The following is a 13,217-nucleotide window of genomic DNA, read 5'->3' on the forward strand; positions in this document are numbered from 1 at the left end:
CTGGTGGTTCTCCCCCGGTTAGCACCTGCCTCTCCGGGAAGAAACCAACATAGCAGCGTGGGGGAGGTGCGGCGGCGTCCCGGGGGAAGTTGGCTCCCATCCATCTTGCTCGACATCGCGCCTGTGCCACTCACATGGGAAGAAGGCTTCGCTCCATGCAACGCAACCGGCCTTTGGGGGTAAGCACGTCTCTGTTCCGCAGCACTCTGGGGCCGAACTCGGAGCTGGACGGTATCCGCGCGCTGCAGGGAACGCGTATCAGCCACATCGAGTACTTCTGTGACGAGAGCGATCGCGACCGCACCAACCGGCAGCGTCTCGCTGCAGTGAAGCGGGCAGCCGCTGACTGTGGCGTCTCCATCTGGAGTTGCCACGCGCCGTTCGGCACCACGGACATCTCCGACCGCGATGACAGCGTGCGGCTCGCCTCCGCGCAATGCGTCATCGAGACGCTGGATGCGGCAGTTGAGCTGTCGGCGGGGAGAGTGGTGGTGCACGGCAGCCGCGAACCGATTGTCGATGAGGAGCGACCGCAACGACTGGACCTGTGCATCCGCAGTCTCAGCGAGCTTGCGAGGCAGGCCTCAAGACGCGGAATAGCCCTGGCCCTGGAGCTTCTGCCTCGTACGTGTCTGGGCAATCGCAGTGCCGAGATGCGATACATCCTTGACCACGTCGACGGTGACGTGCGGGTGTGCTTTGACGTCAACCACATCACCCTCTATGAAGGCGCCCGTGAGGCCCTCGGCGCCCTGGGCACTCGCATCGAGACGCTGCATATCTCTGATCACGATGGCGTTGATGAGCGCCATTGGGTGCCGGGCAAGGGGGTCGTGGACTGGGCCGATTTCGTGGCGGGGCTTGACGACATCGGTTACCAGGGCTGTCTGATGCATGAAGCACGAGACACTGAGCTTGACCTGGCAGGGAACCTGAACGCGATTGGTCAGGCGGCAGGAACGTACCTAACGCTGTAGCAGGCGGTGACCAACAGGAGCGTCGGACCATGAACTACGGTCTTGCCAAGGTTGACATCACCCCGCGTCTCGGGGTCGAACTGTACGGGTTTGGTCCTTTCCTGCATCGCCACGCGAAGGCTGTGCGCACGCCGTTGTGTGCACGGGCGCTGGCAGTGTCCGATGGCACGAACACGTGCGTCCTGGTCAGTTGTGACCTCGTCGGCCTGTCGCAGGAGTTGGTGCAGGAGGCGCGCGAGCGGGTGTCGGCGGCCTCCGGGGTGCCGGCTGCGCACGTCTGCTACCACTGCACCCACACGCACTCGGGGCCGGCCACCAAGTTCGGCATCGGCCAGGGCGAGCCGGATATGGCGTATCTGGAAGTCCTGCCGGTACGGCTTGCGGAGGCGGCCCTGCGAGCGCTGGATGACCTTGGACCGGCTGAGCTGCGTCATGCTGTCGTGCCCTGCGAAGGCATTGGCTATAACCGCGAGTATGACGCGCGACCCTCGCTCGCAGAAGCCCTGCGCGAGGACTGGCGGCCGGCGATGCCCGAGCTCACCGACACCGAGGCCCACGTCCTGCGCCTGCAGGGAGAGCGGGGACTGCGAGGCTTCGCCTCGTACTTCTCGTGCCACCCCGTCGTCGGATCGGCCAGCAATCTCTACATTCACGGCGATTTCCCGGCGGTGGCAACGGGTCTGCTCGAGCGCGAGCATCCCGGCAGCATGGGGCTGTTCCTGCAGGGCTGCGAAGGCAACATCAACTCGTGTGTCGTGCATCACGGCGAGCAGGAGTCCTTGCTGGCACTGGACGTCATCGCTTCGCGCTATACCCGGCAGATTCGGGAGGGCCTGAACCGAGCAACGCCGCTGGCAGGCGATGGGGTGAACGCCGTGAGCAGGCGCTTTCCACTCACGCGCGCTCCCGTGCCAGTCGAGCGACTGCGGGAGGAGCTGGCAGCCTGGGAGGCCGTGACCAAGGCTCCGGGGGCTGCAGACGAGGCGGGGGAGATGCGAGCGGCGGCGGTGCGGACCGTAGCCTTGCGGCGAGAGTTGTCGCGCCAGGCGCGCGGAGAGGTCTTTGACGAGACGGTGGAGGTGCAGGCGCTGCGTCTGGGCGGCGTGACCGTCGTCGGCGCGCCCTTCGAGATCATGCGCCGCTATCGGGTGCGTGTTCAGGCGGAGTTCGCGACGCCTGTACTGGTGATGAGCCTGTGCAACGGCGCCTCGTGCTACGCTCCTGAACGCGAATCGTTTGACCTCCCCGGCAACTACGCGGCGCAGATCGTGCCCTACCTCGTGGGCTGCCCGCCCCTGGCGCCGTCTGTGGAGGATGAACTGGTGGCGGCCATGATCAGCGTGGTCGGGGAGGCTAACGCCACCTGCGCATAAGCGAAGGCTCCATCACCGCGGCGGCGAGGAAGACGACCGGACGTGCCCAGAGGTCTGAGACGGCGATCCAGCGGCCTGAGGCCAGCCGCGCATGTGTGGAGAAGAAGGTGGATGCTGTGTCGCCGTCTCTGTCTGTGTGCCTGTTCCTGATGGGTTCTGTTTTGGCCGCAGCCCTCGCGCAACCGGCGCCTCAGGAGCCGAACCTCATTGTGGGCCCGGCGCGGGGACCGTGGCGACGGCTGTTTCTCGATGCGTTCGTGGTCGAGCGGCAGGCATTGCGTGGTCACCGGACGGGCTTGTCTGGAGCAAGCCTGTCGGGGGACCGGTCTTCGTGGCCGATGACAACGACCCTGACGCGACGCAGACCTACGGCATCTCTGCCTTCCCTTATCAGGGCCTCTATCTCGCCCTGCCGTGGATCCACCATGCGCGCTGGTTCAAGTACGGCAGCTACACTGATGCGCGAATGTACCAGGTGGAGCGCGACGGCCCTTGGATGATGGACGCCCAATTGGCCTGGAGTTGGGACCTGGTGAACTGGACGCGGCCGCCCGCGCGGGCACCGTTCCTGCCCCTGGGCGCAGAAGGTGAGTCTGACGCCGGCATGGCCATTCCCGCCAAGGAGCCAGTCCAGTTCGGCGGCCGGCTGCTGTTCTTCTACGGTGGCTTCCCCGGACCGCACAACCAGGCAGCAGGCTTCCCCAAGGCTGCCACAGGCCTGGCGACACTGCGCCTGGACGGCTTCTGCAGCCTGCAGGCCTTGGCCCAGGAGGGATGGCTGATCTCGCGGCGCGAGGTAATGACGAAGCCGCGAGTGACGACAAACGCCGCAGTGAAGCCTGGCGGCTACGTCGTGGCGGAGCTGCTGGACTCGGAGAACCAGGTCATCGCTGGCTTCTCTCGCAACGACTGTGTGCCTTTCAAAGGGGACTCCGTCCGACATGTGCTGACATGGCAGACGGCCCAGTTGCCTTCGGGGCAAGCCGAGGGCGACAAGCAAGTGCGCTTCTTCCTCAAGAACGCGGACCTGTGTTCATACCTGCCGGAGTAGGCGCCAGTGGCAGTGGCGGGAGTGTGGCCGCCGGCCCTCATCCGGCTGCGTGGGCAGCTCCATCAGGAGCATCACAAGCAGGTGAAACGATGGCAGCAGGCAACCGGACCGTACTTGTAGTGCTTGACAGCCGCAAGTCCGCCGAGCGGCGCAGCGCCGATCAGACTGTATTCGCTGCTCTAGATCACTTTGGGGTGGCGTGGGAAGTCCTCGACGGAGGGGACACCATGGGCACGATCCCGGCTTACATCGCACCCCGCGCGCTCTACGTCCTCGCCCATGATGGCGCTGGGGAGTCGCTCAAGCCGGAGGCGGCCCAGCAGATTGCCGACGCCATCAACCGCGGTGCTGGCCTGGTGAGCCTCGACCGGCAGGCCCAGCAGTGGCCGGGGGCACTGCGCGCCCTCCTGCCGGCAGACCTTGGCGAGACGCGCACGGGCGTGCTCCGCTTCGCCTCGGAGGCCTCGTTCATCACCTTCGGCCACGAGGCGGGGGAGGAGATCGAGTTGGGGGAGGAGATCGCGGTTCTCTCGCTGCCCGCAGCCGAGGGTTGGGAAGCGCTGCTGACCGACGCGCAGGGTCAGACCGTGGTGGCCTCGCGGCCCGCTGGACAGGGCCGTGTCGTCATCTTCGGTACCGGTGAGAAGCTCTATGCGGAGGGCGTCTTCGGCCATGTCCGCGGCATTGACGGCCTGATGTGGCGTTCGCTGGTCTGGGCCGCCGCCAAGCCCTTCCCGATGCGCTGTCTGCCGCCCTACATCACCGCGCGCCACGATGACTGCAATGGCACCTATAGCGCCTTCGATTACGTGCGGGTGCTGAATCGCTACGGCATCGCCCCGAATCTGGGCCTGTACATAGACGAGATGGGCCCCACCGACTGGGCGGCGGTGAAGCGCCTGTATGACGCCGGCGGAGCCGACATCTCGATGCACGCCTTCCGTGACGACTTCTATATGGCGCGCCCAGACTACAAACCCTTTGCGGTCCTGCCCGACAAGCCTGATCTGTCATGCGGCGGCACCCGGACCCTCTACGAGGGCCTGTCCATGGACCACGACACTGGCCTGGCCCTGCCCATGGAGACCATCTACCGCAACTACCGGCGGATGGATGAGGCCTTCGCAAAGGCCGGCATTCGCCACAGCCGGGTGCTCAACGCGCACTTCGGCGAGGTTGCCTGGCCCGCCGTGCCCCTCTTCCTCGATCGCGGCGTGGACATGCCGTGCAACACGTGCGCGATGGGCCAGCTCTTCGGCAACCAGCCGGTATGGCGACCGCGCCCCTACGGCATTCGAAGCGAAGCCGGGCGCTATGGCATGACCAGGGATCGCTGCCCGCAACATCCGGGACTGACCATGATCTGGGCGGGCGCCGCGCCAGTTGGCAAGGAGCGGAGGACCGGTGACATCCTGCTGGGGCGGACACCGTTCATCGGCGAGTCCGATGTTCCGAGACTGGCCGAGGCCGCGCAGGCGGGCATAGCCAACCTCAAGGTTGGCGTGGATGCCATGGGCTACGGGCTGCTCTTCACCCACGAGGAGCGCATCAACGCCATCAGTCTGCAGGACTGGGAGACTGTGGTGAACTCGATCATCCGTGGCCTGGACGGCTGGGACGTGGAATACGCCGGACGCGAGTACGTGGGTATCATCTGCAAGCGGCTCCTCGACTCCCGCCTGGTCCGCGCCGAGTTGACCGAGGAGGGACTGCGCTGTGAGCTGTGCGGGCAGACGGACGGCCCCTCCCCGCTCACGATCTGGGAGAATGACGGTGATACCTGCACCCGGCGGGTGGTCGAGGTAGACACGATAGATGGGTACGCGGCCGTCGTGCTCTGACGGCCCGTTGTGAAGCCCACGAGCGGGCCCATCCCAACAGAACCGAGGCAGACGGCACATGAGCACCAAGATCCGGATCGGCTGGTCACAGCAGGACATCACGCCGCGCGTGCCGGTGGCCCTGTGGGGGCAGTTCAACCTGCGCCTGGCCACGCGGGTCCAGGATCCGCTGACCCTGACGGCCCTGGCGGTGGACAATGGCGACGACCATGCCGTGATCGTCTCGATGGACATCTGCGCGGTCCGGCCCGAGGTGCTGAGCGCCGCCCGGGCGACGCTGGCGGAACGGCTCCCGGACTTCGACCCGGCCAGACTCATCGTCAGCGCCACCCACACGCACACGGCGCCCTGCGTGTCGGGTAGCGGCTGGCACACTGACGCGGAGTATCTCGCCCCGCGCGCGAGAAGTACCCCGACTTCATGTCCATCGCCGAGTACACAGAACTGCTCACGGGGGCGCTGGTGACGGCGGTCAGCGGGGCCTGGCAGTCACGGACGGAGGGGCATGTCGGGTGGGGCTACGGGCACGCTGTCGTGGGCGAGAACCGGCGCGTGCGCTACTTCGATGACAGCGCGAAGATGTACGGCAGCACCAGCGTGCCGGAGTTCTCGCATATCGAGGGGCACGTGGACCATGGCGTGAACATGCTGTTCACGTACGACGCGGCGCGGCAACTGACGGGCGTGCTGATGAACGTGCCCTGCCCGTCGCAGGCCAGCGAGAGCGGGCAGGATTTCGTCTCGGCCGACTTCTGGCATGACGTCCGCGAGGAGCTCCGGCGGCGCCACGGGAGCGGCCTGTTCGTGTTGCCCCAGTGCTCCGCGGCCGGCGACCAGAGCCCACACCGCCAGATCGCCAAGAGCGCCGAGGACCGCATGCTGCAGCTCAAGTACGGGGGCGGCGTCGGGCGCCCGCTCAACGCCGCGCTGCGGACCGAGATCGCGCGCCGCCTCGCCGCGGCCATGGATGACGTCGAACCCGCGGTGCGCCAGGACCTGTGCGACGAGGCGGTCATCCGGCACGAGAGTCGCCTCCTCGACCTGGAGCACTGGCACGTCACCGACGCGGAGTATGACACGCTGCAGGAGCAGCTCGCACAGGCGCAGGCCCGGCTCGCGGAGCTGGGCGACAGCGACCCGCTCGGGGGCGAGTACTCGTCGCTGCGCTCGCACGTGATCTGGTGCGAGGGCGCGGCGCGGCGCTATGAGAACCCGGTGCCCACAGTGCCAGCCGAAATCAACGTGCTGCGCCTGGGTGACATCGCGTTCGCCACCGCGCCGTTCGAGTACTACCTCGACTACGGCGACCGGATCAAGGGCCGCTCGCCGGCGCTGCAGACGTTCGTGGTACAGCTCACCGTCGGGGGCTCGTATCTCGCCACGGAGCGGGCAGCGCGGGGCCTGAGCTACGGGGCTGTCCCGGCGAGCTGCAAGGTCTCCCCGACCGGCGGGCAGCAGATCGTGGATGAGACGGTCGCGATCCTCGAGGAGATGTTCGCTCAGGAGTAGCTGCCCTCTTGGACACCCCTGTCTGGACCTTGATGCAGTGTCGGAGGTCCGGGCGGGAATGGTCGCCGATTCCGACTTGGGGGAGGGGAGCAGTGGCTTCCCGGCGTCCAGCGCAACGCCGTCGTCAGGCGAGGCTTGGCTCTCCTGAGTCCGTACGTGTGGCGCAGCCGAACGCCTCTGAGGCCCCGCGGCCTGACAGGCCTCAGGCGGCGCGGAGAGTGTCGCTGGCAGCCTGATGGCGAAGTCAGAACCGGATCGCCAGCGGCGGGGCGATCTCGAAGGCCTGGACGTTATGTATCCAGGTGGCTTCCCCGTGGGGGAGCCAGCACCCGTGCATAGCGTCGGCCTCCGCGATGGTGCCGGGGTGGACCCTCGATCGCAGCCTGGGAGTGCCTGCGGTAGTGCCGATTCCGCCGTTGGTGGGGGCCGCCGGACCGGCTGGTACTGGATGCACTGGGCTACGTGTCTTGCTCCAGGGCCGACGGCGAACTGCCCTTCGAAGTCGTCAACCGCGCCTACGGGCGCACCAGCCTGATCGTGACCACCAACCTGCCCTTCGAGGAGTGGACCGAGACCATGGGCAGCGAGCGCTTGACGGGCGCTCTGCTCGACCGGCTGACGCATCGGATCCACATCCTCGAGGCCAATGGCGAGCGCTACCGCCTCCGCGAAAGCAAGCAGCGCCTCAAGAGGCACGCTCCCGAACAGCCCTAACAAGCCCAGACCAGGCAGGGGAACAGACCATCGAGGAAGTACACTAACAGTAGGACCCGGTGCCGCAGTTTCCGGCTGCCACCCACCGCACTTGTCAACGGGCGTATGCACGGGGTTCCCGGCGAACCCCTGCCAGGGCTGAGTTCACCACGGCCACAGAGGCTACGGGCTACCGAGAGGAACAGGCCCTCCGCGTGTCAGGAGTAGGTCCATACGCACGCTCGCCCTGGAGGGTACGTGGCTTGTCCGCATACCCCCGGCAGCGGCCTACGAGACCATCACCGACTTCGAGCGATTCCCGGTCCACTTCCCGGCAGTCGCCAGGTCGGTCCGGGTCGTCAGCCGAGAAGGCCGTCGGTCCGTCGTCGACGCGCAAACGAAGGCGTTCCCCGGAAGCAAGACCTACCATGTCCGGATGGAGGGCGGGTTGTGCCCGCCGGACGGGTTCCGGGCCACGAACTACCCATCACGCATGGGAGTTGACGGCAGGGCAGCGTTGGGTTACAATATCGTCCCTTCGCGTGCTAACTTCGCCTGCGCAAGGCGGAACGGGGGCGCGGACTTGGGTATCGGCTTAGTGCGCCCCTCTCTGGCCTAATGCGCCACGCAGCCACTGTTCTCCCTGTTACTGTTTACTGTCGCTGATTGCTCGGGATGCCGCCCCGCAGGAGCGGGCGTGTGCAACGCCCCTCCGTCCAGCTCTTTTGGTGCCCTGAGGACGGTCCGGGCAGAGGTGGCGCATGACAGATGAGCGGAAGACAAAGGCGGAGCTCATAGCGGAACTGAGGGCCTTGCGCCAGCAAATGGCGCAAGGCGAGGGGAACGGCGACGGGTCCGTGGGGGCCCCTGCGCATCCGGCTGCGCGTGGGGATACGGTGGCCGTGCCGGACCAGTTCCGCCCCATATTCGACGTAGCACAGCGGCACGTCGCGGAGTACTTCGCCGACAAGCAGGAGACGCCGCAGCAGGGCACCATCGAGATCGGCGGGGAGCGCTACGTGTTGGTGCGCGCAGCGTCGATGTCGGTCGAGTTCTTCGACCTCGTGATGGCGCTCTACGCTGACCGCGGCAAAGCGGCAGCGGCCAGCATCGCCGCCAGCTTCCTATTCGATGTCGCCCACGCGATCGGGAAGGCCGATGCCAAGGTCTTCCACCAGAAAATGGGCTTGGTGGACCCTATCGAGAAGCTCTCGGCGGGCCCCGTGCACTTCGCGTACTCCGGCTGGGCCTTCGTAGACATCCTCCCCGAGTCCAGCCCCTCGCCCGACAACGACTTCTACCTCATCTACGACCACCCCTTCTCCTTCGAGTCGCACTCCTGGCTGACCAAAGGTCGACAGACCACGTTCCCGGTGTGCGTGATGAACGCGGGCTACTCGTCGGGGTGGTGTGAGGAGAGCTTCGGTATTCAACTGGTTGCCACCGAAGTCGAGTGCAAAGCGAAGGGCGACAAGCACTGCCGCTTCATCATGGCGCCCCCGGGACGGATCGTGGACCACATCGCTCGGTACGCGGAGCAGAGTCGCGCCAGAGGCGGGGCAGAGGCCTTCACGATCCCGGAGTTCTTCGGGCGCAAGCGGGTGGAGGAAGAGCTGTACCGAGCCAAGCGAGATGCGGAGGCGGCGAGCCGAGCCAAGAGCACCTTCCTGGCCAACATGAGCCATGAGCTGCGCACTCCCCTCAATGCCATCATCGGCTACAGCGAGCTGTTGGAGGAGGAGGCAGAGGACTCGGGCTATCAGGAGATGCTGCCCGACCTGCGAAAGGTCCACGCTGCCGGGAAGCATCTGCTAACTCTGATCAACGACATCCTGGACCTGTCGAAGATTGAGGCCGGTAGGATCGACTTCTACCTCGAGAGCATTGACGTGCTGCACACGGTACAAGAGGTCGTCAGCACGGTGGCTCCCCTCGCGGACACGAACGAGAACCGGCTGGAGCTACGGCTGGCGGACGAACTGGGCAGCATGTACACCGACCTCACGCGGCTGCGCCAGTGCCTTTTCAACCTGCTGTCGAACGCCTGCAAGTTCACGCGCCAGGGCACAGTGACGCTGGAGGTGACGCGCGAGCACGAACCGGCGGGTGACTGGCTGGTCTTCGCCGTCGCGGACACCGGCATCGGCATGACGCCCGAGCAGATCGGCAAGATCTTCGAGCCCTTCACACAAGCCGACGCCTCCTCCACCCGCGACTATGGTGGCACCGGCCTGGGGCTGACCATCACGCGACGCTTCTGCGAAATGCTCGGCGGGTCTATCGCGGTCGTCAGCGAACCCGGACAGGGCTCCATCTTCACAATCCGGCTGCCGATCGAGGCCGCGCCGACCGTGCACGAAGTGCCGGGACTTGTCGAGGTGCCGCTGGCGGAGCCGGTGCTGGATGGAACAGCCACCCGCGTCCTGGCCATTGATGACGACCCGAGCGTTCTGGAGTGGATACAGCGCGCCCTGGGACGAGCGGGCTATCAGGTGCTGACCGCGAGGAGCGGCAGAGAGGGCCTGGAGCTCGCGCGCGAGGCGCGGCCCCACGCCATCACCCTCGATGTGCTCATGCCGGAAATGGACGGTTGGGCCGTGCTCACGGCTTTGCAGGCTGACTCCGAGTTGGCCGACATCCCGGTCGTGGTGATGACCGTGCTGGAAGAGCAGAACATGGGCTATGCCCTGGGGGCTACGGAGTACTTGACCAAACCGGTGGACCGCAGCCGCCTGCTGGCGGTGCTGGACCGCTACCGTCACGAGGTATGTGGTCACCCGATCCTGATTGTGGATGATGAGCCGGGCGCTCGCGAGATGCTGCGGCGGACCGTGGAGAGAGGCGGCTGGACGACAGTGGAGGCCGAGAACGGCCACGCGGCCCTGCAGCGGATGGCGGATATGGAGCCCGGCCTGGTCCTGCTGGATCTGCTCATGCCGGTCATGGATGGCTTTGAGTTCCTCGAGGTGGTGCGCACCCGTGAGAAGTGGCAGGCGCTGCCGGTGGTTGTGGTCACGGCCAAGGAGTTGACCGACGAGGACCGGGAGCGACTCAGTCACCAGGCGCAGCAGGTCATGCAGAAGGGCGCCTACAGCAGCGAGGAACTACTGCGGGTCATTGGTCGGTTGATCCCCACGCGCAGCAGGGAGACCGACTGACACCGAGCCCAGGACGAGTGACGGTGGCAACGTCCGCTGCCGTGGCAGTGTGCCGGGGTGCAGGGCGGGCCTTCATTCCTGACTGGAGGGTTTGACGGTGCCAAGGATCCTGCTCGTCGAGGACAATGAGGAAAACCGCGACATGCTGTCGCGCCGCCTAGTGCGCGAGGGCTACGACCTCATTACGGCCGTGGACGGGGCGCAGGGGGTGACGATGGGGACGGCCGAACAGCCGGACCTGATCCTGATGGACATGAGCCTCCCCGTGCTCGATGGCTGGGAGGCTACCCGCAGGCTGAGAGCCGCGCCGGAGACGGCGCACATCCCCGTCATCGCCCTCACGGCCCATGCCATGGCGGGGGATCGTGAGAAGGCCCTGGCAGCCGGCTGTGACGACTACGACATCAAGCCGGTGGAACTGCCCCGTCTGCTCCGGAAGATGAAGGACCTGCTGCAGGGGAGCTCACAGTGACATCTCCCCAGAAGCCCGCAAGCGACGACCGACAGGAGCCAGGCGATGGCGCGTCCGGTGCGGATGAGGCGCGAGCTCACGACGCGCTCATCAGCCACCTCCGTCACGAGTTGCGGACTCCTGTCAACGCCATCCTGGGCTACGGCGAGATGCTCCTGGACGACCTCCAGGAGGCAGCGGACCGCGATGAGCGACACCAGCGCGTTGCCGCAGACCTGGCGCACATCATCGGCGCCGGACGCGGCCTGCTGGAAGTCATCAACAGCGTGCTGCACGCCGACCTCGTCGAGGAACGGGGGAGCGACTTCGACGTGGCAGCGGCCGGCGCTCAGATCCGGCACGAGCTCCGCGACCCCCTGAATGCGATCGTGGGCTACTGTGAGCTGCTACAGGAGGATGCGCCGGCAATTGGCCGTAAGGAGATGCTGCCGGATCTGGAGCGCATCCATACGGCTGCCCGCAAGCTCGAGAGCCTCATCGAGAACCTCGTGGGCTTCACGCGGGCAGAGGCTGTCGGCGCCGAGCCGGCGCCAGTGAACGTCGAACTCGTAGACCTGGTGCAAACAGCCGTCAGCGCCGGTCAGACAGCCGCCGCCAGGCCGAGCGAGACGCCCGGCGGGCTGGTGCTGGTCGTCGACGACAACGAGATGAGCCGTGACGTGCTGCGCCGACGGCTGGTGCGCGAAGGCTACTCCGTCGTTGAGGCTGACAGCGGCCGGCAGACCATCCAGTTGATCGGCGAGTGCAGTCCGGACCTGGTGCTGCTCGACATCGTCATGCCCGGCATGAGCGGGTTCTCGGTACTGCAGCACCTCAAGGCCGATGCCGAGCTACGCGACATCCCCGTCATCATGGTCTCAGCCCTGGAGGATATGGCGAGCGTTGTGCAATGCATCGAACTCGGGGCTGAGGACTACTTGCCCAAGCCGTTCGATCCTGTCCTACTGCGGGCCCGGGCCGGTGCGTGCGTAGAGAAGAAGCACCTGCGCGACGGTCAGGCTGAGCTGCACCGGCAGTTGCAGGCGAGCTACGACCAGCTACGGGAGTTGGAGTCGCTGCGCGACAGTCTCACCGGCATGATCGTGCACGACCTGCGGACTCCCCTGGCCTCCATCATGGCCGCCCTGCAGACCATGGGAAGCATGGGCGAGCTTGACGACCTCCAGCAAGAGATGCTCGCCATGTCCATCGGGGGGTGCGGAACGCTGCTGGGCATGATCAACGACCTGCTCGACATCAGCAAAATGGAGACCGGCTCGCTCGAGCTGGAGCGCGCTGAGCTGGACCCCGCCGGGCTGGCGGAACGCTGCGTGAAGCAGGTGGGGACGCTGGCCCGCAAGAAGGGGCTTGATCTCCGACTTGAGGTCGAGCAGCCGGTGCCAGCGCTGGCAGCCGACGAGGACAAGCTGCGACGGACGCTGGTCAACCTACTGGGCAACTCGATCAAGTTCACGCCCCAGGGCGGAGTCACTCTGTCCGTGCGCCACGATGCGGCCGACGGGACCGTCTGCTTCGCGGTCTGTGACACGGGGGAGGGCATCCCGAGAGACGCCTTCGAGCGTATCTTCGAGAAGTTCGGGCAGGTCGAGACGCGCCAGGCCGGGCGGAAGATGTCCACCGGCCTGGGTCTGACCTTCTGCAAAATGGTAGCCGAGGCCCACGGTGGGCGCATCTGGGTGGAGAGCGAGCTTGGGGTCGGCAGCGTCTTCTCTCTGGCGATTCCTCTGGGCTGCTCTTCTCGCGAACCCCATCTGGTTGCTGAACCATCCTGAAGTCGGGGGAGTCTCTTCGGTCTGAGTGAGCCGACGGTCGGTTCGGGGTGAGCGTGGACTCCTGGAGCCAGGCTGCGCCGCACAGTGAGGCCGGCAAAGGCAAAGCGTCGGGCCGTCGTCGCCAACTCCCGGCACTCCTCGCTGGCCAGCTAGTGTTCTGTCAATAAAATACCGATACAGTTAGGAAAGGATCTCGGAGTCGCTGTAGAATAGGCAGAGCATCACCGCGGAGGAGTGATGCATGCCTGGCCCACGCGCCGTCCCGATTGTCCTATCCGACGCTGATCGTGCGCACCTTGAGAAGACCGTTCGTCAGCAGACCGCGCCGCAACGCATGGTGTTGCGCAGCCGCATTGTGTTGCTGGCTGCCG

10 protein-coding genes are annotated in these 13,217 nt (G+C 66.2%); all 10 read left to right on the forward strand.

Annotation, left to right across the window (positions count from 1 at the left end):
• Positions 1-155 precede the first annotated feature (155 nt).
• The 10 genes from LLH23_01710 (at position 156) to LLH23_01755 (ending at position 12,846) form a co-directional block, all read left to right on the forward strand.
• Positions 156-977, forward strand: coding sequence for a sugar phosphate isomerase/epimerase (locus LLH23_01710; protein MCE5237191.1), 822 nt, complete (start codon positions 156-158; stop codon positions 975-977).
• Positions 978-1,006: 29 nt separating this feature from the next.
• Complete coding sequence (locus LLH23_01715; protein MCE5237192.1) at positions 1,007-2,350, forward strand: neutral/alkaline non-lysosomal ceramidase N-terminal domain-containing protein; 1,344 nt, start codon at positions 1,007-1,009, stop codon at positions 2,348-2,350.
• A gap of 331 nt (positions 2,351-2,681) precedes the next feature.
• Positions 2,682-3,401, forward strand: a complete 720-nt coding sequence (locus LLH23_01720) for a hypothetical protein (GenBank protein MCE5237193.1) — start codon at positions 2,682-2,684, stop codon at positions 3,399-3,401.
• An 89-nt stretch (positions 3,402-3,490) separates the two neighbouring features.
• On the forward strand, positions 3,491-5,242 hold the full coding sequence (locus LLH23_01725) for a hypothetical protein (GenBank protein MCE5237194.1): 1,752 nt from the start codon (positions 3,491-3,493) through the stop codon (positions 5,240-5,242).
• A gap of 58 nt (positions 5,243-5,300) precedes the next feature.
• On the forward strand, positions 5,301-5,708 hold the full coding sequence (locus tag LLH23_01730) for a hypothetical protein (GenBank protein ID MCE5237195.1): 408 nt from the start codon (positions 5,301-5,303) through the stop codon (positions 5,706-5,708).
• The gene (locus tag LLH23_01735; protein MCE5237196.1) at positions 5,663-6,751 is read left to right on the forward strand and encodes a hypothetical protein; all 1,089 of its coding nucleotides are present in this window, start codon (positions 5,663-5,665) and stop codon (positions 6,749-6,751) included. Before LLH23_01730 ends, LLH23_01735 begins: the two co-directional genes overlap by 46 nt.
• A 444-nt stretch (positions 6,752-7,195) precedes the next feature.
• Complete coding sequence (locus LLH23_01740; GenBank protein MCE5237197.1) at positions 7,196-7,465, forward strand: ATP-binding protein; 270 nt, start codon at positions 7,196-7,198, stop codon at positions 7,463-7,465.
• Between the two features lie 881 nt (positions 7,466-8,346).
• Positions 8,347-10,602: a response regulator gene (locus tag LLH23_01745; GenBank protein ID MCE5237198.1), complete on the forward strand. Its 2,256-nt coding sequence runs from the start codon at positions 8,347-8,349 to the stop codon at positions 10,600-10,602.
• 97 nt (positions 10,603-10,699) lie between these two features.
• A complete protein-coding gene (locus LLH23_01750) occupies positions 10,700-11,074 on the forward strand; it encodes a response regulator (protein ID MCE5237199.1) in 375 nt (124 codons plus the stop codon).
• Complete coding sequence (locus LLH23_01755; GenBank protein ID MCE5237200.1) at positions 11,071-12,846, forward strand: response regulator; 1,776 nt, start codon at positions 11,071-11,073, stop codon at positions 12,844-12,846. Before LLH23_01750 ends, LLH23_01755 begins: the two co-directional genes overlap by 4 nt.
• Positions 12,847-13,217 lie beyond the last annotated feature (371 nt).

The sequence above is a fragment of the bacterium genome (assembly GCA_021372615.1).
Taxonomy (GTDB): Bacteria; Armatimonadota; Zipacnadia; order Zipacnadales; family UBA11051; genus JAJFUB01.

Bases quoted from the DNA above. Each gene is read 5' to 3' on its own strand.
- LLH23_01710 (MCE5237191.1), top strand. From the start codon at position 156: ATGCAACGCAACCGGCCTTTGGGGGTAAGCACGTCTCTGTTCCGCAGC.
- LLH23_01715 (MCE5237192.1), top strand. From the start codon at position 1,007: ATGAACTACGGTCTTGCCAAGGTTGACATCACCCCGCGTCTCGGGGTC.
- LLH23_01725 (MCE5237194.1), top strand. From the start codon at position 3,491: ATGGCAGCAGGCAACCGGACCGTACTTGTAGTGCTTGACAGCCGCAAG.
- LLH23_01730 (MCE5237195.1), top strand. From the start codon at position 5,301: ATGAGCACCAAGATCCGGATCGGCTGGTCACAGCAGGACATCACGCCG.
- LLH23_01735 (MCE5237196.1), top strand. From the start codon at position 5,663: ATGTCCATCGCCGAGTACACAGAACTGCTCACGGGGGCGCTGGTGACG.